The sequence below is a fragment of the Pseudomonas azerbaijanorientalis genome (assembly GCF_019139795.1).
Lineage (GTDB): Bacteria > Pseudomonadota > Gammaproteobacteria > Pseudomonadales > Pseudomonadaceae > Aquipseudomonas > Aquipseudomonas laurylsulfatiphila.
This window is the reverse complement of record NZ_CP077078.1, coordinates 2382151-2402657: the sequence shown is the minus strand read 5'-3', so window position 1 is coordinate 2402657 and position 20507 is coordinate 2382151. Positions and strand designations below refer to the sequence as shown.

24 protein-coding genes are annotated in these 20507 nt (G+C 61.1%); 7 read left to right on the top strand and 17 right to left on the bottom strand.

Translation table 11 applies throughout. The annotated features are described in order from the left end of the window. Positions 1-56 precede the first annotated feature (56 nt). Positions 57-944 carry a LysR family transcriptional regulator gene (locus KSS91_RS10610; RefSeq protein ID WP_217837872.1) on the top strand — a complete coding sequence of 296 codons (888 nt, stop codon included), beginning with the start codon at positions 57-59 and terminating at the stop codon, positions 942-944. A 170-nt stretch (positions 945-1114) separates the two neighbouring features. Here KSS91_RS10610 and KSS91_RS10605 read toward each other — a convergent pair whose 3' ends face one another. Both KSS91_RS10605 and KSS91_RS10600 read right to left on the bottom strand, forming a co-directional pair. Further along, entirely contained in the window at positions 1115-1354 is a 240-nt protein-coding gene (locus KSS91_RS10605) for a DUF1652 domain-containing protein (protein ID WP_217837871.1), read from the bottom strand. Positions 1355-1473: 119 nt separating this feature from the next. Then, positions 1474-2373, bottom strand: a complete 900-nt coding sequence (locus tag KSS91_RS10600) for a polysaccharide deacetylase family protein (RefSeq protein ID WP_217837870.1) — start codon at positions 2371-2373, stop codon at positions 1474-1476. A gap of 172 nt (positions 2374-2545) precedes the next feature. Here KSS91_RS10600 and KSS91_RS10595 point away from each other — a divergent pair, with 172 nt between their 5' ends. Further along, positions 2546-3226, top strand: a complete 681-nt coding sequence (locus KSS91_RS10595) for an SOS response-associated peptidase family protein (protein WP_217837869.1) — start codon at positions 2546-2548, stop codon at positions 3224-3226. Between the two features lie 199 nt (positions 3227-3425). Here KSS91_RS10595 and KSS91_RS10590 read toward each other — a convergent pair whose 3' ends face one another. The 3 genes from KSS91_RS10590 to KSS91_RS10580 form a co-directional block, all read right to left on the bottom strand. Continuing rightward, positions 3426-3572, bottom strand: a complete 147-nt coding sequence (locus KSS91_RS10590) for a hypothetical protein (protein ID WP_167399513.1) — start codon at positions 3570-3572, stop codon at positions 3426-3428. Positions 3573-3637: 65 nt separating this feature from the next. Then, positions 3638-3949, bottom strand: coding sequence for an AzlD domain-containing protein (locus KSS91_RS10585; RefSeq protein ID WP_015095729.1), 312 nt, complete (start codon positions 3947-3949; stop codon positions 3638-3640). After that, complete coding sequence (locus KSS91_RS10580; protein ID WP_041474903.1) at positions 3949-4647, bottom strand: AzlC family ABC transporter permease; 699 nt, start codon at positions 4645-4647, stop codon at positions 3949-3951. The genes KSS91_RS10585 and KSS91_RS10580 overlap by 1 nt, the downstream gene beginning before the upstream one ends. Positions 4648-4816: 169 nt before the next feature. On the opposite strand from KSS91_RS10580, the gene KSS91_RS10575 reads away from it, so the two are divergent. The 3 genes from KSS91_RS10575 (at position 4817) to KSS91_RS10565 (ending at position 7349) form a co-directional block, all read left to right on the top strand. Further along, on the top strand, positions 4817-5752 hold the full coding sequence (locus KSS91_RS10575; protein WP_217837868.1) for a sensor domain-containing diguanylate cyclase: 936 nt from the start codon (positions 4817-4819) through the stop codon (positions 5750-5752). Positions 5753-6038: 286 nt separating this feature from the next. After that, the gene (gene dapA / locus KSS91_RS10570; RefSeq protein ID WP_217837867.1) at positions 6039-6914 is read left to right on the top strand and encodes a 4-hydroxy-tetrahydrodipicolinate synthase; all 876 of its coding nucleotides are present in this window, start codon (positions 6039-6041) and stop codon (positions 6912-6914) included. A 60-nt stretch (positions 6915-6974) separates the two neighbouring features. After that, a complete protein-coding gene (locus KSS91_RS10565) occupies positions 6975-7349 on the top strand; it encodes a DUF2784 domain-containing protein (RefSeq protein WP_217837866.1) in 375 nt (124 codons plus the stop codon). A 74-nt stretch (positions 7350-7423) separates the two neighbouring features. Here KSS91_RS10565 and KSS91_RS10560 read toward each other — a convergent pair whose 3' ends face one another. Next, a complete protein-coding gene (locus KSS91_RS10560; protein ID WP_217837865.1) occupies positions 7424-8968 on the bottom strand; it encodes a sensor domain-containing diguanylate cyclase in 1545 nt (514 codons plus the stop codon). Between the two features lie 81 nt (positions 8969-9049). Further along, entirely contained in the window at positions 9050-9577 is a 528-nt protein-coding gene (locus KSS91_RS10555) for a DUF3087 domain-containing protein (RefSeq protein ID WP_217837864.1), read from the bottom strand. A 235-nt stretch (positions 9578-9812) separates the two neighbouring features. Between KSS91_RS10555 and ppnN the strand changes: the two genes are divergently transcribed. Together ppnN and KSS91_RS10545 are read left to right on the top strand one after the other, a co-directional pair. After that, positions 9813-11186, top strand: a complete 1374-nt coding sequence (ppnN, locus tag KSS91_RS10550) for a nucleotide 5'-monophosphate nucleosidase PpnN (protein WP_217837863.1) — start codon at positions 9813-9815, stop codon at positions 11184-11186. Positions 11187-11275: 89 nt separating this feature from the next. Continuing rightward, positions 11276-11716 carry an NUDIX hydrolase gene (locus tag KSS91_RS10545; protein ID WP_217837862.1) on the top strand — a complete coding sequence of 147 codons (441 nt, stop codon included), beginning with the start codon at positions 11276-11278 and terminating at the stop codon, positions 11714-11716. Positions 11717-11897: 181 nt separating this feature from the next. Here the strand turns inward: KSS91_RS10545 and KSS91_RS10540 are convergent, their stop codons facing one another. From KSS91_RS10540 to KSS91_RS10495, 10 genes are all read right to left on the bottom strand, one after another. Further along, the gene (locus tag KSS91_RS10540; RefSeq protein ID WP_217837861.1) at positions 11898-12221 is read right to left on the bottom strand and encodes a DUF6124 family protein; all 324 of its coding nucleotides are present in this window, start codon (positions 12219-12221) and stop codon (positions 11898-11900) included. 987 nt (positions 12222-13208) lie between these two features. Then, complete coding sequence (locus KSS91_RS10535) at positions 13209-13748, bottom strand: type II secretion system protein (protein WP_015095745.1); 540 nt, start codon at positions 13746-13748, stop codon at positions 13209-13211. Next, on the bottom strand, positions 13723-14097 hold the full coding sequence (locus KSS91_RS10530) for a type II secretion system protein (protein ID WP_015095746.1): 375 nt from the start codon (positions 14095-14097) through the stop codon (positions 13723-13725). The genes KSS91_RS10535 and KSS91_RS10530 overlap by 26 nt, the downstream gene beginning before the upstream one ends. A 4-nt stretch (positions 14098-14101) precedes the next feature. After that, positions 14102-14575, bottom strand: a complete 474-nt coding sequence (locus KSS91_RS10525) for a type II secretion system protein (RefSeq protein ID WP_015095747.1) — start codon at positions 14573-14575, stop codon at positions 14102-14104. A 2-nt stretch (positions 14576-14577) separates the two neighbouring features. Continuing rightward, a complete protein-coding gene (locus tag KSS91_RS10520) occupies positions 14578-16404 on the bottom strand; it encodes a secretin GspD/PilQ domain-containing protein (protein ID WP_217837860.1) in 1827 nt (608 codons plus the stop codon). Further along, a complete protein-coding gene (locus KSS91_RS10515) occupies positions 16401-16919 on the bottom strand; it encodes a hypothetical protein (protein WP_217837859.1) in 519 nt (172 codons plus the stop codon). Before KSS91_RS10515 ends, KSS91_RS10520 begins: the two co-directional genes overlap by 4 nt. Then, positions 16919-17467 carry a GspMb/PilO family protein gene (locus KSS91_RS10510; RefSeq protein ID WP_217837858.1) on the bottom strand — a complete coding sequence of 183 codons (549 nt, stop codon included), beginning with the start codon at positions 17465-17467 and terminating at the stop codon, positions 16919-16921. The genes KSS91_RS10515 and KSS91_RS10510 overlap by 1 nt, the downstream gene beginning before the upstream one ends. Beyond that, positions 17454-17999 (bottom strand): PilN domain-containing protein, encoded by a 546-nt coding sequence (locus KSS91_RS10505; RefSeq protein WP_007977236.1) that lies wholly within the window; start codon positions 17997-17999, stop codon positions 17454-17456. Before KSS91_RS10505 ends, KSS91_RS10510 begins: the two co-directional genes overlap by 14 nt. 1 nt (position 18000) lies before the next feature. Next, a complete protein-coding gene (locus KSS91_RS10500) occupies positions 18001-18804 on the bottom strand; it encodes a hypothetical protein (protein ID WP_217837857.1) in 804 nt (267 codons plus the stop codon). Next, on the bottom strand, positions 18785-20491 hold the full coding sequence (locus KSS91_RS10495) for a GspE/PulE family protein (RefSeq protein WP_217837856.1): 1707 nt from the start codon (positions 20489-20491) through the stop codon (positions 18785-18787). Before KSS91_RS10495 ends, KSS91_RS10500 begins: the two co-directional genes overlap by 20 nt. Between the last annotated feature and the right edge of the window lie 16 nt (positions 20492-20507).

Genomic DNA, 20507 nt, shown 5'->3' with positions numbered 1-20507 from the left:
TAGAATTGGTCTGGCTTGATACCTTAAAGGTATTCAATTGAAAATCCGGAGGCCCCATGGAACTGCGGCACCTGCGTTACTTCCAGGTATTGGCTCAAACCCTCAACTTCACCCGCGCCGCCGAGCGCCTGCACATCGCCCAACCACCGTTGAGCCGGCAGATCCAGCAACTGGAGGACGAACTGGGGGTGATGTTGCTGGAGCGCGGCCGCCCGCTGAAGTTGACCGACGCCGGGCGGTTTTTCCATGAGCACTCCACCGCCCTGCTCGAACAACTGAACAAGGTCTGCGACAACACACGGCGTATTGGCCTGGGTGAAAAGACCTGGCTGGGTATCGGCTTTGCGCCATCGACACTGTATGGCGTGCTGCCGGAGCTGATCCGCCGGTTACGCAGTGGCGAACCGCTGGAGCTGGAATTGGGTCTGTCGGAAATGACCACCCTGCAACAGGTGCAGGCATTGAAGGCCGGGCGTATCGACATCGGTTTTGGGCGGATCCGCATCGACGACCCGGCCATCGTCCAGACCGTGCTCACCGAAGACCGCCTGGTCGCCGCCCTGCCCGCCGGCCATCCGTTGCTCGCCGGCCCCATCAGCCTGCGGGAACTGGCCAGGGAACCCTTTGTGCTGTACCCCGGCAATCCACGGCCGAGTTACGCCGACCATGTGATCGCGCTGTTTGAGTCCTATGGCGTGAGCATCCACATCGCGCAGTGGACCAACGAACTGCAAACGGCGATCGGTCTGGTGGGGGCGGGAATCGGGGTCACGCTGGTACCGGCCTCGGTGCAGTTGCTGCACCGCGACGACATCGGTTTCACACCCTTGCTGGAAGACAACGCGACCTCGCCGATCATCCTCAGCCGACGGGTGGGCGATGTTTCGCCGGGGTTGAGCCATTGTTTGCGGATGATTGATGAGCTGCTGCCGCCGGCAGAGTAAGACGACGATCATTTGTGGCGAGGGGGCTTGCCCCCGTTGGGGTGCGAAGCGCCCCTCAAAAAAAGATGGTCCTTACGTTCATCTCCGAGAAACCGGGTAACGGCTTTTAGGGCCGCTACGCAGCCCAACGGGGGCAAGCCCCCTCGCCACAGGACGGTGGTTACATTCGATCAGCCGGCAAAAGCCCGGCGTCCGGCCTTCATCTCGGTACGCAACTCGCCGATAAAATCAGAGATGGCGCGCACGCTGGTCAGTTCGGCTGTCGAGACACCGCTGATCAGCAGCTCCACCCGCCGGGTGACGGGGTCGTAGACTTCGATGCTCAGCAGCCCGAGATTCTCGGTGCACTCGCACGACAGTGGCTCGAAACCGGACTCTACGATGTTGCAAAGCACTGAAATCGGAAGCATGGCCGGTCCCTCGGGCAATATTCAGTTCGATTGGATCCGTTTCAGCATAGTTACACTTTGCCGATTCTGCGCCAGTAAATTGCCGTCAATTTTGTTATGCCCCTCGCATTTCCGACAACTCAGTGAGAATTACCACCCCAGATCCAGTTCCAGAACCCCGGCAACTCGACCGGCTGCGAGCCATCGCGCACGGTTCGAGCCATGGCCGCCCGCTGTAGCGCAGCCTGTTCGTCGTAAAACGGCTTGTCCGCGGTTTTCACGCCGGTCTCCCGGGCGCTGTCGAGCAGAATCTGCAGGTATTCACGGGTATGCCGGGCGGTATAGCGGTTGAGGTCGTGAAACGTCACCACGATCGGTATCACCCCGTCGACCACCGGCAATTCGCCACGAGCGATGCGTTCGCGCACTTCAGACATCGAGCGCAGCATGTGCGAACGGCGCCGGGGGCTGGCGTTGAAGCCCCAGATCTTACCGTCATTGGCGCTCAAGTCCGTGAGCAGCACGTGCAGGCCATGCTGTTGATAAGCGGCGAAGGTGCGCTTGTCGTAGTTCCAGAATGGCGGGCGCAGCAGGGTTGGGGGGGCACCGGTGATCGCCGCGATGTCGGCGCTGCCATCGGTCAGGGCCTGCTCCAGTTCTTGCGGCTCCAGCGAGCGATGATTGGTGTGCCAGGGCGTTGCCGTGTGGAAGCCCAGAATGTGACCTTCGGCGTGTTCGCGCCGCATGATGTCCCGGCCCAATTCGCTGCCACCGGCGCGCGGCGCGCGGGTTTGCACGAAGAACACGGCTTTGATCCCCGGCTGCAGCGGGTTTTGCGCCAGGCTCTCAAGCACCGTGATGGTCGGATTCCACCAGCTCGATGCACTGGGACCGTCATCGAACGTCAGCAGAAAACGGATGGGCGGTTGCGCCTGCAAACGCTTTTCGGTCTGCGGCGTCATTGCAATGGGTGCGGCGATGCAACCCAGCAAGCCAACTGCCAGGGCGCACACCGTTAAACACTTGAACCACTGTTTCATCTTTTGCCTTGGGCCAGACCATCACGATTGAAATACAAGTTGGCAGGAATCCTTCGCCCGGGACGCCGGGCCGAGGTTGGATAAGGTACACAGGGTTTGGTTCCGGCGCTTGCCAAGCCTGTTTCGTCGCCAGCTACTAAACTGAAAAAACGCTCAACCAGAGTGTCAGGCCATGTGCGGACGACTGTCGCAATACCGCGGGATTCACGACTTCGTGGCGGTGCTGAGCATCCCCGACGCGCTGGTCAATCACGTCGGCAACGAACCCCTGGCGCACTATAACGCCGCGCCCACCACGCAACTTGCCCTGTTGCACCTGGAGAACGAGCGGCTGCACGCCGACGCCGTGCGCTGGGGTTGGCGGCCGCACTGGGCAACGGATCGCACGGAGCCGATCAATGCCCGGGTCGAGAAAGTCGCCCACGGCCCGTACTTCCGGGCCATCTGGCCGCATCGCGCGCGCTGTCCGATCGATAACTGGTTTGAATGGGTGGATGCCGGTGACGGCAACAAACAACCCTGGTTGATCCGGCGACGGGACCGGACGCCGGCTTTCTGCGCGGCCATCGGCCAGTACCCCATCGGCGGAGCCCCGCACAGGGAACACGACGGTTTCGTCATCCTCACGGCGGACAGCGCAGGCGGCCTGCTTGACGTGCATGACCGGCGGCCGGTGGTGTTCTCGCCCGAGCTGGCACGGGAATGGCTGGACCCGGCCACGCCCAAGGAAAGAGCCGAGGAAATGGCGTTATCCCAGGGCGAGATCAGTGATGCATTTGAGTGGTACAAGGTGGACAAGGCCGTTGGCAATGTCAGGAACCAGGGCGCCGCGTTAATTGAACAAGTGCCATGAACTTATCAATAACGACAGAGCCCCACTCAATGGCGTAATGCTGCTCAGTTAAGGAAATTGTAGGAGCGAGCTTGCTCGCGATGGACTCAAGAGCGCCGCGTTCAGCCAGTAAACACGCGTTATCGTTAACGACCATCGTCGGATCGCCGCCCGGAGCAAGCTCGCTCCTACAATGGCGGGGCTTTGTCGTTTGGGGTGATCAGAACTTGCGGTCAGGCTCTGACAGTTCCTTACCGTCGTCAGGATGCTTCCAGTCCGGCATCGACCGCTTCTGCTGCTCAATCTCTTCTTCCGTGGGTTCGTCCACGTCTTCTTCCGGGTCCGGACGCTTGGGTTCATTGGCCATGTTCACCTCACTTCCCGAAGGGATCGGTCTTCCACTTAAAGCTTAGATCAGTTCCCCTGCTCCGCTCAGAGCCACCAGCGCAGCAAAAAGAAAAAGCCCATGCTCAACAGCATGCTGAGCAATGTATTGCGCGTGTAAAGCACCAGCCCCACCGCCACCAGCGAGCTGATCAGATAGGGGTTGTCCCAGTGTAGATTCAGCTGTTTTTCCGGCATGAACACAATCGGCCCACAGATAGCCGTCAACATGCCCGGTACGGCAAACCCGAGGAATTGCCGGGCATTGCTGCTCAGGCGCACCGGCAGGCGCGGTTCGAGAAAAACGTAGCGGTTGAGGAACACCAATACGCCCATTCCGACAATCACAGCCCAGACCATCATGTGCGTCCACCGTAGAATTTATTGCAGACAAACCCGGCGGTCATCCCCGCCAGCCCCGACAGCACTAGCGCTGAACCCCATTGCCAGTAGCTGAACAGCACCGAGCAAAACAGCGACACCGCCACGCACACCACGGTCGGCACGTTGCGTACCACCGGGGTGATCAGGGCAATGAAGGTGGCCGCGATGGAGAAATCCAGGCCCAGGTGTTCAAGGCCCGGAATGCTGCTGCCGAGCACAATGCCCGCCAGGGTGAAGAGGTTCCAGGCGATGTAGAACGTCAGGCCCACGCCCAGGGCGTACCAGCGGTTGAATTGCTGCTTGTCGTGCTGGCTGGTCAGGGCGAACAGCTCGTCAGTGAGCAAAAACCCCAGGCCCGCACGCCAGCGCCCCGGCAATGGCGAAATCACCGAGCGCATGCTCATCCCGTAAAGCAAATGCTGGGAGGTCAGCAGCAAGGTGGTGAGCAAGATCGAAAAGATCCCGGCACCGCCCTTGAGCATGCCGATGGCCACCAGTTGCGCCGCACCGGCAAACACAATGCTCGACAGGCCCTGGCCTTGCAGGGGCGTGAGGTTGGCTTCGATGGCCATGGAACCGGCCAGCAAGCCCCAGGGCGCGGTGGCCAGGGACAGCGGCATGATCGCCGCAGCCCCGCGCAGAAAGGCGCTGCGCGGCATGAGTGAGTTGGGCATGACGTTCTACAGACAGGGAAAGACCTGAGACTTTGCCAGCTGTGGCGGCCAATGGCTTGAACAATCTTGCTCACTGAGACGCCCGCGTGCCATTCATCGGCTGCCCGCTTGATTCGCCAAAGTGCTAACAACATGATGGCCCTGCATTTTTCATCGAGGCAGGCCCTTCATGAGTTCAGTCGAAACCGACCGCGACGTTTACAAAACCCTGCTTGAGTCGACCAAAGCCATTCCCTGGCGCATCGACTGGAAAACCATGACCTTCAGCTACATCGGGCCACAGATCGAAGAATTGCTGGGCTGGAAGCAGCACAGCTGGGCCTCGGTCAATGACTGGGTCGAGCGCATGCACCCGGATGACCGCGACTACGTGATGGACTTCTGTGTCTCGCAATCGCGGGCCGGCATCGATCACGAGGCCGACTATCGCGCACTGACCGAAAGCGGCGAGTACGTGTGGATCCGCGATGTGGTGCACGTGGTGCGCAAGGACGGCGAAGTCGAGGCGCTGGTGGGGTTCATGTTCGATATCAGCGAGCGCAAGAAAACCGAAGAACACCTGATCCGCCTGCAAAAACAACTGGAAGAGTATTCCTTCCAGGACGGCCTGACCGGTATCGCTAACCGCCGCATGTTCGACACCGTGCTGGAACGCGAGTGGAACACGGCCCAGCGCACCGCGTTGCCGTTATCGGTGATCGTGCTGGATATCGACTACTTCAAGCAGTACAACGACCATTACGGCCACATCAAGGGCGACGAATGCCTGCGCCGCGTCGCGCAAACCTTGTCCCTGGCGGCGAACCGGCCACGGGATTTCATCGCCCGGATCGGCGGTGAAGAGTTTGTCTGGCTGCTGCCGGAAACCGATGCCGAATCCGCACGGCTGGTGGCGCACAAGTGCCTGCACCTGATTCGCCAGCAGCAGATCCCCCATGAATTCTCGAACGTGTCGAAGCTGTTGAGTATCAGCCTCGGCGTCGGCACCACCCTGGCATCGATGCATGCCACGGCCCTGGAATTCATCGAGCAGGTCGATCATCAGCTCTACAAGGCCAAGCACAATGGCCGGATGCGCGCCGAGTTCGCTGATTTTCGTGATTGACAAAAGGCGCGCCGGCTTTTAAAACTGGGCGCCTCACTCAGGGTGTAAGCAAGTATGTCCGCAACCTTCAACCTCAACACTTCCGTCATTGGCTTGATTGCCAAGGCGCAAGGTTGCGTTGCGCACGCCCTCAAATCGAAGAAACAGTCGCTCATGTGACCGGGGCGCGCTGTCCCGTCAGATGAGCTGACAGGACATTGAGCGCGACGGACCACACTCCCCTTGCTTACTCTCCTTCCATGCCCCTGACGGTGACGAAATCGGTCAACCATCAGGAGAAAAAAGCATGTCAGCGTTTCAGGGTATCTGGGTTCCACTGGTCACACCTTTCCACAACGGCGCCATCGATTTCGTCGGCTTGCGCCGGCTGGTCAGCCACCTGCTGGAAAAAGGTGTCGACGGCCTCGTCGTTTGCGGCACCACCGGCGAGCCGGCGGCGATGGGCAAACATGAGCAACTGGCAGTGCTGGATGCGGTGCTGGAGCTGGTGCCGGCGCAACGGGTGGTCATGGGCCTGGCCGGCAACAACCTGACCGAGTTGTTGCAGTTCCAGAGCGAGATCCTCAAGCGCCCGGTGGCGGGCCTGCTGGTGCCGGCGCCGTATTACATCCGCCCGTCCCAGGCCGGCCTCGAAGTGTTTTTCCGCACGGTCGCCGATGCCTCCAGCGTGCCACTGATTCTCTACGACATCCCCTACCGAACCGGCGTGGCCTTCGAACAGTCGACCCTGCTCAACATCGTCGCCCACGAGCGGATCGTCGCGATCAAGGATTGCGGCGGTAACTTTTCCAACACCCTCGCCTTGCTCGATAGCGGCCATGTCGACGTGCTGTGTGGCGAAGACAACCAGATCTTCAATGCCCTGTGCCTGGGCGCCAAAGGCGCGATTGCCGCGTCGGCGCATATCCATCCGGAACTGTTCGTGCAGTTGCACCGGCAGATCCGCGACAACCAATTGGCTGAAGGCCGCGCCACGTTTTTCCGATTGCTGCCACTGATCAACAGCCTGTTCCTGGAGCCCAACCCGGCCCCGGTGAAAACCGCGCTGGCCCTGCAAGGCTTGATCGGTGACGAACTGCGCGCGCCGATGCAACGCAGCAGTGAATCGATGACCGAGCGTTTAAAGGGTGTGCTCAGCGCATTGGGCCGCGACAATCGATAGAGCGTCGGCCTGCGGCCCGAGTACCATGGAGCGATTCGATCAGCCTTCAGGGGCACCGACATGCTGTACCGAATCGCCGCCGACGGGCTGATGCTGTTTCACCTGTCGTTCATTGTGTTTGTCGTGTTCGGCGGGCTGCTGATACTCAAATGGCGCCACCTGATCTGGTGGCATCCGCCCGCTGCGCTGTGGGGGATGGCGGTGGAGTTCTTCCACCTGCCCTGCCCGCTGACCGACTGGGAAAACCACATGCGCCATGGAGCCGGGCAAACTGGCTATGGCGGTGGGTTCATCGAGCATTACATTTGGCCGGTGATTTACCCGGCGGGCCTTACGCCGACCATTCAACTGGGTTTGGGTAGCGTGGTGTTGGTGATCAATGTGTTGGTCTATCTTCGATTGATCAGGCAGTGGCGATTGCGGCGGGCCACCTGAAACCAGGATCAAAAGATCGCAGCCTGCGGCAGCTCCTACACAGGGAACGGACCGGTTTGCCTGACGCCTGAGCCTCAGTTGGCAATCACACTCATATTGCGCCCACTGGCCTTGGCCACGTACAGCGCCTTGTCCGCCGCACCGATCAGGTCTTCGGAGCGAACCTGGGACGCACCATTGCTCGCACACACGCCAACGCTGACGGTGACGGCGCCTTCCGGGCTGTCGCTGTGGGCAATTGCGGCCTGTAGCACCGCGCGACGGATTTTCTCCGCCACCAGGAATGCCCCCACGTAGTCGTTGCCGGGCAGCACCACTGCAAACTCCTCGCCACCATAACGGGCGGCCAGATCACCGGGGCGCTTGATGTTGTCGGTGATGATCGCACCGACCTTGCGCAAACACTCATCACCGGCCAGGTGACCGTAGCGGTCATTGAACGGTTTGAAATGATCGACATCGATCATCAGCAGCGCCAACTCGCTCTGGCTACGCCGGGCACGGCCCATTTCGGCATCGATGAAAGCGTCGAGCTGACGCCGGTTGGCCAGCCCCGTCAGCGCATCCTTGAGGGCCAGGCCTTCGAGGTTGCGATTGACCTCCAGGAGCTTGTCCTGGGTGTCCAGCAACTCGACCTGCGCCAGGTTCTGCTGCTTCATCAGTTTGATCAGCCGGACCCCCAATACCCCGAGAACACCAAGCAAAAGCGTGACGATGCCGGCGCTGAGCAGCGTTTCCTTGCGCCAACTGGCCAGCACTTCATCCTTGTTCAGCGCGGCAAACACGATCAGCGGATAACCCTCGACCCGGCGGTACCCCGTCACCCGCTCGACACCGTCGACGACCGACGTGATCGTGGCCGTGCCCGCATCGGCCTTTGGCAACAACCGGGTGAACAACGGGCTCTTGGCGAGACTGCTGCCGATATCCGACTCCTTGAAGGGTCGGCGAATGACAATGCTGGCGTTGTCGGCGATCAGGGTGATCACGCCGTTGCTGCCCATGTCGATGCTGTCGTAGAGCTGCAGGAAATGACTGAGGTAGATCGTCGCCAGTGCCACGCCGGCAAAACTGCCGTCGGGATGATTGAGCCGACGTGAAACCGTCATGATCCACTCGCCGCTCGAACGGCTCTTGATCGACGGCCCGATGTGCGGCCCTCGGCTGGGGTTGTCGCGATGGAAGATGAAGTATTCGCGGTCGGAATTGTTGACGCCGGTTTGGCCGGCGCCATTGGAATTGGCGAGCCACTGCCCTTTTTCGTCGAAAACGAACAAGCCATGGAGCTGGCTCAACTCACTGCGCTGGGCATTGAGCAATGCCGGCAGCCGGGATTGATCCACGCCGTCGTGTTCCAGACGATCGACCAACGTGAACAGCAGCGTATCGGCCTGCTTGATCGTTGCCTGTGCTTGCGAAGCCAGCGTCTGCGCAAGGTTGGACATCACCACTTCCTTGTCATGCAGGTGGTACTGGCGTGAGCTCCAGGCTTCCCAGATCACGATAGCCACCATCGACAGGCACACCGCCATCAGCAAGGTCACCGCCGAGCGGACCTTGAGCCTTGGCACGGCTGACCGAAGCATTTGAATTTGATCGTTGATCAATGGATGTCCCATGGTGCTCCCTGTGTCGATGACGGACGAACCTTCCTGATCGCCGTTTTTGCTCACTATGCCCGAGCCGGGCTCGCAATGATGTTAGCGCGGCGCCTGCTTGACCGCCTCCAGCCACGCCGGATCCAGCCGTGTCTGTTGGATTTCGATGCCCTGCGCTTGCATCCGTTCCTTGTGCTGGTCCATTTCGCGGATCAACTGGCCATGGTCACTGGAGTTTCCATCGAGTTGATGCATCTGGTTCAAGCCCAAATGGTAGAAACGCAACAGCTTCATCGCAACCGGATCACCCCGTTCCACGGCCGCCGTTACATGATGCATGACATTGGTGATGCTCATCAGGCTGCGCTTGAGCTGCCAACTGTAGACCGCAGGCGCCATCCACGCCTGGCGCCAGAACACCTTGCGCATCAGCACGACCATCGCCAGCACGGCAACAAACACGCCACCGACGTTGAAACGCAGATTGTCGCCCCCGGGCGTGCCGAACAGCGCCACCGCCGCCGTGGACAGCAGCATCGCCAGCGCCAGGAAGATCAGGGCAATGATGACCGTACTGCGCCGCGTCTGTTGCCGGTAGGTGTCAGCGTTCATCGGCTGGATTTCGAACATTGCGTCGGTTTTTCCTGAGCTGAAAGGGTAAAAAGGGGTCTGAGGCAAAAAGTCAGCGGGCCATTATCGCCTCTGCGAGGGATTTAGCTATGCTGGAGCTCCTTTTCATCTTTTCATCGTCAATCGGGGGACATGGCGAGACCGCGCAGTTCGTGCCATCTTCTTTCATGAATACACATCATTCGGATGCCATTCGTAGTTGCTGTGTGAATGACATCGTTTTAAGGATCATTGAATGACCCAACGCCAAGTTATCAACGCCTCCGTCAGTCCCAAAGGCAGCCTGGAAACGCTCTCGCAACGGGAAGTCCAGCAATTGAGCGAAGCCGGTTCCGGCAGTATCTACAGCCTCTTCCGCCAGTGCGCCCTGGCCATCCTCAACACCGGCGCCCATGTCGACAACGCCAAGACCATTCTGGAAGCCTACAAGGATTTCGAGATCCGCATTCACCAGCAGGACCGCGGCGTACGCCTGGAACTGCTGAACGCTCCGGCCGACGCCTTCGTCGACGGCGAAATGATCGCCAGCACCCGGGAAATGCTCTTCAGCGCCCTGCGTGACATCGTCTACACCGAAAACGAACTCGACAGCCAGCGCATCGACCTGAGCAACTCCCAGGGCATCAGCGACTACGTCTTCCACCTGCTGCGCAACGCCCGCACCCTGCGCCCCGGCGTCGAGCCGAAGATCGTGGTGTGCTGGGGCGGGCACTCGATCAACACCGAAGAGTACAAATACACCAAGAAAGTCGGCCACGAACTGGGCTTGCGCAGCCTGGACATCTGCACCGGATGCGGCCCCGGCGTGATGAAAGGCCCGATGAAGGGCGCGACCATCGCCCACGCCAAGCAACGCATCCACGGCGGTCGCTACCTGGGCCTGACCGAACCCGGCATCATCGCCGCCGAAGCGCCGAACCCGATCGTCAACGAACTGGTGATCCTGCCGGACATCGAAAAACGCCTGGAAGCCTTCGTCCGCGTCGGTCACGGCATCATCATCTTCCCGGGCGGCGCCGGTACGGCCGAAGAATTCCTGTACCTGCTGGGCATCCTGATGCACCCGGACAACGCAGGCCTGCCCTTCCCGGTCGTCCTCACCGGGCCCAAACATGCCGCGCCGTACCTGGAGCAACTGGACGCGTTCGTAGGCGCCACCCTGGGCGACGCCGCCAAGCAGCACTACCAGATCATCATCGATAACCCGGCCGAAGTGGCTCGCCAGATGACCCAGGGCCTCAAGGCGGTCAAGCAGTTCCGCCGCGAGCGCAACGATGCGTTCCACTTCAACTGGCTGCTGAAAATCGACGAAGGCTTCCAGCGCCCGTTCGACCCGACCCACGAAAACATGGCCAACCTGAAACTGAGCCTCGACCTGCCCTCCCACGAACTGGCGGCCAACCTGCGCCGCGCGTTCTCCGGCATCGTCGCCGGCAACGTCAAGGACAAGGGCATCCGCCTGATCGAAGAGCACGGGCCCTACCAGATCCGTGGCGACGCGGCGATCATGCAACCGCTGGACCTGCTGCTCAAAGCCTTCGTCGCCCAGCACCGCATGAAACTGCCGGGCGGCGCGGCGTATGTGCCGTGTTATCGGGTGGTGGCTTAACCCTTTCGGTCTAATAACGCCGACATGAGCTTTACCGTCGCAAGCCGCAGTGAAAGCTGCGGTTCGCGGCACTCTATGGAAAGAAAAAAATGCGCCAACGTAATTCCGCCAGACTGCTGGTGATCAATCCCTCGCAACAGGTTCTGCTGTTTCACTTCCAGCACAAAGGCGATGCCCTCGACGGCCAAAGCCACTGGGCGACACCCGGTGGCGGGCTTGAGCCGGGTGAATCCTTTGAGGCTGCGGCGGTTCGTGAACTGTTTGAAGAAACCGGGCTGAATATCGCTGCCGTGGGAGCCTGCGTTGCAGAGCGCAGTTTTCCGATGATGCTGCCAAGCGGCGAAACGGTGCTGTCGGTTGAGCGGTATTTTGTGGTTCATACCGACAGTGAACGCCTGTCCCGTGAGGGATGGACGGCTCACGAAGCCCGGGTAATGGCGGACCATAAGTGGTGGTCCGTAGCCGAACTGCGAGAGACCCGAGAAACAGTGTGGCCTGAGGAATTGATCAAGATGCTGGAAAGCGCCTGATGCATACAAGCGAACACAACCCCTGTGGCGAGGGGCTCGCCCCCTTTCGGCTGCGCAGCAGTCGCAAATCCATACAGCGCGGTCAGCCTGAAAAACCCATTGCCTGATTTTGGGGCCGCAGCGCAGCCCAACGGGGCGGTGCGGCGGTCCGACAAGCCCCCTCGCCACAAAGGTTCAGTGACTAGTCCAATGGGGCAACGTTATCCAGTGCACGGTTGACCGCCAGGTCCGCCAGCATGATCACCTGCTGGATCCCCAGCAACATGCTGCGCTGAGGGCCGTCCAGAAACGTGGCGAAATCACTGGCCATGACGCTCGCCGAGGCCAGCGATTCGCAGGCGTGGGCCAACAGGCTTTCGGTGTCGATGTTTGGCGCGATGATGAACATTGTGCTGGGGTTGTGGGGCGCGTTGTTTTTGAGGATGGCGGGTTTGAGGTGGAGAGTTAATGCACTCCGGGTGGTATCGGCTTCTGATTCGGGGGGATTGGGTGTGGGTTTGAACATGGTGGAGCTCCTGTAGAAACTGGAACCACCAAGACCTGTCGCTAAACAAGTAAGGGTGGCGACTGTACGAAGGTTAGCGAACCGGTTACAGGCAAACCCGGCAGACCCGAAGGTCTCCGACGCACAGCCGCCATAATCAAATTGCAGGCATAGAAACGAATGCAATCAAGACTGGAGTGCTGGTGTCCCTGTATCTGTTCGGATCGCTAAATCCGGTCGCTGAATTTGCAGCGACCCGACAACGATAGAGTCAGGGTCCAAGGCCCACAAGCCGGCGGATTCTGGCGTAGTTGTAGGCAACGACGCAAGGCGGTGTAGCCTCACTCCTGATCCTACAGCCTTGCCTGACATCCATAATTTCTGGCCATTTTGCTGGTGTGAGGCAGAGGATTTTCGTTGGCTGCAAGGCCGTCTTCGCGAGCAGACTCGCTCCCACAGTTGGGCTGGGTACATTCGAAAGAAATTGGTTGGCTGGCAGGTCGCCTTCGCGAGCAAGCTCGCTCCCACAGAAGAGCAAAAGCAGAGCGGCGTACACCTTCGCTCTTCACCAATCAACAGGCCGAGCGTTAGCTCGCCTGCAGCTTTTGATCTTGCTCCACCCGCCCCCTCGGAAGGCTGAGTGGAGGCGTTCATCCGGGGGTAGGCGCGCAGCGCCGTTCGACGCAGTCGAACACATCGAGAGGAGGTCGAAGCGAAGCCGACCGGAGGCGATGCCCCCGGATGAAGGCCGGAGCGAAGGAACCCCGAGCCTAAGCGAGGGGCCGTACGTAAGGGGCGAGACCTTTTGGTTCCTTTTGGGGCGTTTGCCAAAAGGGACTCGCCGTAAGGGCGAAACCATAAGCCGCCGTTACCAAAAAAACGGATATGTACACAGTCAACAAAAGACAGGTCGGCTGTCAGGCCGCCTTCGCGAGCAAGCCCGCTCCCACAATTGGACCAGGTACATTTGGCGCAAATGTGCTGGCTGTTAAAACCCGCTCCCGAGGTTCAAGGCTGCAATGCCTGGGGCGCGGTGGACTGTTCTTTGGGCAGCCCCTCGGTGCCATCGAGGACAACTTTCTCGGCCACGAACTGCCAATCCTTGTAGCTGGCCATGCCTTTGAAGTCCGACCACTCGCTGGGAAAGTTCTCTTGTTTGAGCGGCTTCTGCTCGGACGGGCAGTACACACCGCTGATCCGTCCGTCGATACCGCGCATCAGCTCCCATTCGCCCCCCGTCATCGGCTCCGGGTACAACTGGCGGATATGGTGCCTGGCCGACGGGAAGCGCTCGTCCTGCAACAGGTCCGCGAGCTCTTTCGGGTACATGGCGACGCCGGGCGAACTGCGGTAATAGCTGCGCAGCGCCTGGGCATACTGCGTACCGACCCAGAGCAACTGGTGTTCGCGATCCCGGCGTGAAGCGGTGGCCCACAACTCGCCGGCACTGGCCAGGCCCATGCCGATCACGACAATCAGAAACAGCACACCCAGGTAGGTGAAGCCGTCCTGACCCGAAGGCTTACCACTCGGAATAAAGGCTGCCATCACGCGCCCTCCCGCTGGCGCCACTCTTGATATCGGCCACCCCGCCCGCCACGCCATCCGGTGGCGCGACCACGACCCAGGTGTCCTTGCGCTCGGCAATCGGGTCCAGCGGCTGGTTACGCAGGTAGCGCAGTTCGACCAGTTGTTCGATGGAGTCGGGATAACGCCCGGTGTCGCCGTAGTAATGATCCAGCGCCTCGCGCATGGACGACAGGCTCTGGCGCAGGGTGGTCTCTTTCGAGGCTTCCAGGCTGGTGAAGTAGCGTGGCATGGCGATCGTCATCAGGGTCGCGATGATTGCCATGACCACCATCAGTTCCAACAGGGTAAAACCCTTTTGCCGACGCATATGCTCACCACTCACGATAGGCGATACCGTTGAGACCTTTGCCCCGGGCCTTGGAGTAAACGTCAAAGACGTCCTGGCCCTCGCGCGGGTTCTCAGCCGAACTGTCATAGGCACGCAGGCCCCAGCCGCCCTCGTCGTCACGCTTGACGGTGGCCAGGGGATCACGGGGGATGCGCCGCAGGAAGTAGAACTTGGCCCCCTTGGCGCTGCGCACGTCACGTACACCCTCGACCAGCACTTTCAGGTTCGGCGGGTAGCCGTTGCTGTCGAGCGATTTCTCGATGTAGCCGGCGTCGAAGGCGCGTTTGTAGGCGTCGATGCCATCGCGGATCTGGTACAGCGCGGTTCGCAGTTCCTGCTCTTTGCCACGGCGCACCACCGTCTCGGTCAGCGGTGCGGCCATGCCGGCCAACAGGCCGACCAGGGCCAGCGTCACCACGACTTCGACCAGGGTAAAACCGCGTTGCGAGGCGCTCATGATCAAGGCTTCCCGACAGTAACCGTGGTGGCGATCGGTGCGCTCATGGGGCCGGTCTGAACCGTCGTGCTCATCGAACGGTCAGGGGCCTGGATGTGCATGCTGGTTTCGGTGCCGGTCGAGAATTCCATGTCCGACGGGCTCTGGTATGGCAGGTTGCGCACGATCCGCGGGGTGATCGACAGCACCAGTTCGGATTTGCTGATGTCGTCTTTGTTGCTGCCGAACAGGCGGCCCAGGCCAGGAATGTCGCCAAGGCCAGGGATCTTGTTACCGCTGCTGCCATGGTCGTTGCGCACCAGACCGGCGAGGATCTGGGTTTCGCCATCATGCAGACGCAAGGTGGTCTGGGCGTTGCGGGTATCGACCTGGACCGGAATGGTGCCCTGAGCGGTCGGCGCCAGCGGCGTGGCGTTACTGACTTCCAGCGCGACCTTGATCGCCACTTCGTTGTTCAGGTGCACGATGGGCTGCACTTCAAGCTTCAGACCGACGTCGAGGTAAGTCACGCTTTCGGTGATCACCGGCCCCTGGGTCGAAGGCACCGAGGTGGCGCTGATGATGGGCACGCGCTGACCGATGTGGATGCGCGCCTGTTCGCGGTTGCTCACCCGGATCACCGGGCTGGCCAGGGTATTGATGTCCTTGTCCTGGGCGTTGATCTTGGCCTGCGGCGCCGGGCTGATGGAAATCCGGCTGGAGTCGATGCCTTTGAGCTGGTCAAGGATGGACACTGGCGAGCCGTCGCTGTTGATCACACCGAAGGTGTTGGGCCATTGCAGGCCGAGGTCGAGAATGCGCTGACGGGCCACTTCCATCACTTCCACTTCCAGCACCACTTCGGGGTTGGACTGGTCCTGCGATTGCAGCAGTTTTTCCGCCATGCGGATGGCGTCGCCCGTGTCGCGCATGGTCAGGGTATTGAGGCGTTCATCGACGAACACGTCGCGGGTCTTGAGCATGGTCTTGATCATGTTCAGCGCGGTGTTGGCATCGATGCTGGTCAGGTAGAAGGTGCGCATCACCAGTTCCTGATAATCCTTGAGCTTCTGCGGCGAGTCCGGGTAGATCAGCAAGGTGTTTTCATTCACCACTTTCTGATGCAACTGGTTCTGTTGCAGCAGCAAATCCACGGCGTCTTCGATGCGCACATCACGTACGAAGATCGTGGCTTTCATGTCCGGGCGCAGGTCCTTGTCGAAGATGAAATTCAGGCCGGCGACCTGGGACAGCACTTCGAAAATGGTCTTGAGGTTGGCGTCGCGAAACTCCAGGGTCACCGGCCGGTCCAGGCGCGTGCGCAGCTGCGGGTACTGCACCACGTTGCGGCTCTGCACCAGGCGGATGCTGTCTTGCAGTTCCCGGGCACCCTCGTTCTGCGGGTCCAGTTCGAGAATCTGCTTGACCTGGCGGTCGGCACCGTAGATGTCACCGCGACGCAGGTCGCCACGGGCCATTTCGAGTTTCTCGTCCATGCTGCGCAGGTAGTCGAGTTGACGCAGGGAGTCCTGGGCACGACGGTTGTTCGGCTCGATGCTCAGGACCCGGCTGTAGCCCATGCGGGCCCCGGCGAAATTACGCTGGGCGCGGTCCATGTCGGCCTGGGTCAGCAGTGCCGTCACGGCGCGGGCCCGGCCGCTATTGAGTGCTATGTGCAGATCGGTATCGCGAGGGTTCTCGCGCAATCCCTGTTCGATGCGAGCCAGACCGGCTTCGTACTGGCCTGATTCCATCAGGGCGGAAGCTTCGTCCTTGGCGATCTGCGCCGAACTGCATGCAGCCAGCCCTGCGCAGAGACAAAGGCTCATCAGCAAACGGGATTTGTTCATTCCGTACTCCCCACAGACAGAGTCTGAGCCAAACGCAAAGGCAGGTAGACCAGGCTCAGTTCCTTATCGGAAATGCGCTCGAGCCGCCAGGTTTCGTCGATGACATCCCCTTTGCGCACGACGTATATTTTTTCGCCGCTCTGCAAGAACACCTGCAGATCGGAACGGTCACCCAGCCTGCCGACAAACTGGAAGGGCAACGGCGGTGCAGTGGGGACCTGCACCTCTGGAGTCACGACTACCGGTTGTTCAATGACGGTGCCGAGGACCGGCTCCGCATTCCAGCTGCGGGCGGCGAACAGGTCGCCTGCAGGGCTCAGGTCCTTGATCGGCACTACCGCCGCGGCGCTCGATGCAGCCGCCGCTGCGCCCGGGGCCTTGCCTTTGGCTGACGTGGCCACGGCGGCCACCGCAGGGTCGCTGTCGTCAGCCTGCTTGAAGTACTCGGGGAACCAGGCGAGCGCTGCCGCTACACCGAAGAACGCCACCCAGCCCGCCACTCGTTTGGTATTCATCATGACCTCGACAGATAAAGGGTCATGCGGATCCGCCCGGTCAGGTCGGTATCGGCGATATTCTTGCGCTGAAGCTCCACATCCTCGAGCACCACCGCCGGCAACTGGCCGAGCAAGGCGTGCAGGAAACGCCGCAGTTGCGGATAGCTGCCACGTACCGGCAGCAGAATCTGATAACGGGCCAGGTGCGTCTTGGGGTCCACGCCCAGGGAGTATTCCCCCCGGGACAAGGTGATGCGCTCCTGGGCGGCCAGGGCGTAGATCTTGTCGATGGCCACGGTGGCCTGGGACTGGGACGGCAACTTGCTGCGAAAATCGTCGAGCTGGCGTTGCGGCACCACCGGTGCAGCCACTGTGCCGTCTTCGACCCTGGCCAGGTACTCGGTGGCTTCGCGGGTCTGCTGGCTGAGGCTTTGCAGCGACTGCCAGTCCGGCAGCAATCCGGCCAGGCCATAGCTCAGCGCCAGCACCAGCATGGCCAACCCTGCCAGCCCCGGAGCCCCCAGGCCTTGCAGGTATTCGTGGACGATCAATTTATGGATTTGCATCGCCGATCTCCCAGGTAGCCGACAGGTTGAACTGCACCGGGTGTTCCGGCACGTTGGCGACAATTTCGTGGCTCAGCAGCGACACGTCAGACAGTTCGTCGCTGGCTTCGAGGCGGCGGTGGAAATCGAGCATGGCATCCAGGTCCATCGCCTCGGCGCTGATCCGGACCTGGCCTTTACGGGCGTCCGGGGTCAGGGTCAGCAGGGCAATGTTGTCCCGCGGCATGGCTTCCAGCGTGGCGAACAGACGTTCCCAAGGCCGGCGCAACTGCTGGGAGACCTTGCGCATTTCGGCCAGGTTCTGCGCCTGCTCGCGAGTTTCCGCCGGGGTCAGGCCGGGCTTGCTGCCGTTGTCGCCGGTGAGCACCCGCTGGGTAGTTTGCAGGTGGCCCTGCTGTTGTTCGGCCTCGTTGCTCAGGTGCTGCTGCACCAGAGCGCAAGTCAGTGTCAGCACCACGCCACCGGCCAGCAGGCTCCAGCCCAGGGGACCTGCACGGCGGCGCGGCTGAAAGTCGAGCATCAGGGGGCGCATGTCAGGCCACCGCCCGGGACATGACGTACAGGCAATCGCGTACGGCTGTCCGGTCTTCTTCGAGGGTGCGCAGATGCACACCGGGTACATCAGGGTGCGAGTCGATACGCGCCGGCGCATGCAGGTAGACCGTCAGCGGCCGCTCGCTGGTGGACGCCTGCAACTGGTTCTCACGGCCGATCAGCGCCGTCAGGGCCGCATCACTGTCGCTGCTGCCCACCGAGCGCACCGAAGCCCAGCGCCCCTCCCGGGCCAGCAACAACACACTGCGTACCGGTTCGGCGACCACGAACAGGAAGTCCCCGGCATCAAGGCTTTTATCGAAATGGTTGAACGCCGCCATCAGGTACGGCTGCACCGAACGCAGGCGCAAGCCACGCGCGCTGACCAGGGTGCGCAGGCGGTCGAGCAAGTCCTGGGGCAGCGCGGTGGCGATGCGGTCATAACCGGCAGGTTCGGCCGACAGCACCAGGCTCCAGGGTTGCGTCGGTGCACCGTAGAGGTCTTCGAAACACAGTTGGGCGAAGCCGAGCAATTCGGCCGGGCTGCTGATCTGATCGCTCCAGGGCACCAGGCAATAGCGGCTGAAGTGTCCGGAGACCACCACCGTCAGTTCCGCCCTGGCAACGGCGTGCTCGGCCAGCAAACGGTCGAGGGTGTCGAGGGCCACCGCCCAGGCCTGGAAACCTTCGTCGATGTAGCCGACGCTGCCCAGCCAGCGGGTTGCACTGCCTTGCCGATACCCCAGGCCTACGCCGCTGGCGCCGAGCACGGCGACAAATTGCTCACGAGATAAAAGTGACACGATTGATCTCCTCGAGAGTGGTCCGGCCTTGTTCCACCATCTCCAGCGCCGACTCGCGCAACAGGCGCAATCCACGTTTGCAGGCATGGGCCTTGATTTTCGAGATGGGTTGGCGCTCGACGATCATTTGCCGCAGTTCGTCATCCAGGTGCAGCAACTCGGCAATCGCACTGCGCCCGCGATACCCGGTGCCCCGGCAATGCCCGCAACCCTTGCCGTGGACGAACCGATAGTGAGCGACCTTTTGCGGATCGAGCCCCGAGACCTCCAGCTCTTCTTCTGTCGGGCTGTAAGGAGCGCTGCAACTGGTGCAGACCAGACGGATCAAACGCTGGGCCAGTACCGCATTGAGTGCCGAGACCAGGCTGTAGGGATCGATTTCCATCTGGGTGAATCGGCCAATCACGTCGAACACGTTGTTGGCGTGGATGGTGGTGAACACCAGGTGACCGGTGAGCGCCGATTGCACGGCGATCTGTGCGGTGTCCGGGTCGCGGATTTCACCGACCATGATCTTGTCCGGGTCATGACGCAGGATCGAGCGCAGGCCCCGGGCGAAGGTCAGGCCCTTTTTCTCGTTGACGGGGATTTGCAGTACGCCCGGCAGTTGATATTCCACCGGGTCTTCAATGGTGATGATCTTGTCCACACCGTGGTTGATCTCGGTGATCATCGCGTACAGGGTGGTGGTCTTGCCGCTACCGGTAGGCCCGGTCACCAGCACCATGCCGTAAGGTTCGGCGGCCAGCCGGCGCAACTGGCGCAGGGTATCTTCTTCAAAGCCCAGGGCTTGCAGTTGCACGCCACTGACTTTATCGGCAAGGTCCTGTTTGTCGAGCACCCGCAGCACCGCGTCTTCGCCGAAAATGCTCGGCATGATCGACACCCGGAAGTCGATCTGCCGGCCGCTGATGCCGATCTTGAAACGACCGTCCTGGGGCACGCGCTTTTCGCCGATGTCCAGTTCAGCCATGACCTTGACCCGGGAAATCACTTGCTCGGCGAACTCGCTGCCCTGGATCTTGCTGATGTTGTTGAGCACACCGTCGATCCGGTACTTGATCACCAGGCCGCTGCCGGTGGTGCCCAGATGGATGTCGCTGGCGTGCATTTTCAGCGCGTCGTACAGCGTCGAGTTGACCAGCTTGACCACCACGCTGGCGTCTTCGCTGATGCTGGTCAGGGACAGGCTTTGCAGGGTGTCGATCTCGGTTGCGCCCTCGGCATGGGCGTTGAGCGATTCCACCGCGTGGAAACTTTCTTCGTGACGCGCCAGGTAGGCCTTCAGGTCGTTGGCATGCACCAGGTACAGCGGTGCGCCATGCAGGCATTCGTCGATCCAGGCCAGGCGTGCGCTGTCGAAGGGGTCGGCGAACACGCCGATGACCGCATCGTCGTGACGCAGCAGGATGAATTCTCGCTTGAGGCATTGGGCCAGGGTCACCCGGTCGAACACCGGGGTGGCACTGAACAGGCTGTCGGTGTCGAGCACCGGGTAGTGCAGGGTTACACCCAGGCACTGGATGAAAGGCATGGGAGCCAGTTCACTCAACTCCCCGAGGGTGTCCAGCATCCGCTCGCCGGAACTGGTGGCCAGGGCGCGGGCCTGGGCCAGTTGTTCACTGGTGAAACGAGTCGGTACACCTTCCACTTGCGCCGGTTCTACGGCAAGGGATAGACGGTCCATGGCTTGCTCTCCAACG

Bases quoted from the DNA above. Each gene is read 5' to 3' on its own strand.
- dapA (WP_217837867.1), top strand. From the start codon at position 6,039: ATGTCAGCGTTTCAGGGTATCTGGGTTCCACTGGTCACACCTTTCCAC.
- KSS91_RS10545 (WP_217837862.1), top strand. From the start codon at position 11,276: ATGCGCCAACGTAATTCCGCCAGACTGCTGGTGATCAATCCCTCGCAA.
- KSS91_RS10585 (WP_015095729.1), bottom strand. From the start codon at position 3,949: ATGGTCTGGGCTGTGATTGTCGGAATGGGCGTATTGGTGTTCCTCAAC.
- KSS91_RS10520 (WP_217837860.1), bottom strand. From the start codon at position 16,404: ATGAACAAATCCCGTTTGCTGATGAGCCTTTGTCTCTGCGCAGGGCTG.
- KSS91_RS10605 (WP_217837871.1), bottom strand. From the start codon at position 1,354: ATGCTTCCGATTTCAGTGCTTTGCAACATCGTAGAGTCCGGTTTCGAG.
- KSS91_RS10560 (WP_217837865.1), bottom strand. From the start codon at position 8,968: ATGGGACATCCATTGATCAACGATCAAATTCAAATGCTTCGGTCAGCC.
- KSS91_RS10565 (WP_217837866.1), top strand. From the start codon at position 6,975: ATGCTGTACCGAATCGCCGCCGACGGGCTGATGCTGTTTCACCTGTCG.
- KSS91_RS10535 (WP_015095745.1), bottom strand. From the start codon at position 13,748: ATGGCAGCCTTTATTCCGAGTGGTAAGCCTTCGGGTCAGGACGGCTTC.
- KSS91_RS10555 (WP_217837864.1), bottom strand. From the start codon at position 9,577: ATGTTCGAAATCCAGCCGATGAACGCTGACACCTACCGGCAACAGACG.
- KSS91_RS10540 (WP_217837861.1), bottom strand. From the start codon at position 12,221: ATGTTCAAACCCACACCCAATCCCCCCGAATCAGAAGCCGATACCACC.
- KSS91_RS10590 (WP_167399513.1), bottom strand. From the start codon at position 3,572: ATGGCCAATGAACCCAAGCGTCCGGACCCGGAAGAAGACGTGGACGAA.
- KSS91_RS10515 (WP_217837859.1), bottom strand. From the start codon at position 16,919: ATGAATACCAAACGAGTGGCGGGCTGGGTGGCGTTCTTCGGTGTAGCG.
- KSS91_RS10505 (WP_007977236.1), bottom strand. From the start codon at position 17,999: ATGCGCCCCCTGATGCTCGACTTTCAGCCGCGCCGCCGTGCAGGTCCC.
- KSS91_RS10495 (WP_217837856.1), bottom strand. From the start codon at position 20,491: ATGGACCGTCTATCCCTTGCCGTAGAACCGGCGCAAGTGGAAGGTGTA.
- KSS91_RS10510 (WP_217837858.1), bottom strand. From the start codon at position 17,467: ATGCAAATCCATAAATTGATCGTCCACGAATACCTGCAAGGCCTGGGG.
- KSS91_RS10525 (WP_015095747.1), bottom strand. From the start codon at position 14,575: ATGAGCGCCTCGCAACGCGGTTTTACCCTGGTCGAAGTCGTGGTGACG.
- KSS91_RS10580 (WP_041474903.1), bottom strand. From the start codon at position 4,647: ATGCCCAACTCACTCATGCCGCGCAGCGCCTTTCTGCGCGGGGCTGCG.
- KSS91_RS10600 (WP_217837870.1), bottom strand. From the start codon at position 2,373: ATGAAACAGTGGTTCAAGTGTTTAACGGTGTGCGCCCTGGCAGTTGGC.
- ppnN (WP_217837863.1), top strand. From the start codon at position 9,813: ATGACCCAACGCCAAGTTATCAACGCCTCCGTCAGTCCCAAAGGCAGC.
- KSS91_RS10595 (WP_217837869.1), top strand. From the start codon at position 2,546: ATGTGCGGACGACTGTCGCAATACCGCGGGATTCACGACTTCGTGGCG.
- KSS91_RS10575 (WP_217837868.1), top strand. From the start codon at position 4,817: ATGAGTTCAGTCGAAACCGACCGCGACGTTTACAAAACCCTGCTTGAG.
- KSS91_RS10530 (WP_015095746.1), bottom strand. From the start codon at position 14,097: ATGCGTCGGCAAAAGGGTTTTACCCTGTTGGAACTGATGGTGGTCATG.
- KSS91_RS10610 (WP_217837872.1), top strand. From the start codon at position 57: ATGGAACTGCGGCACCTGCGTTACTTCCAGGTATTGGCTCAAACCCTC.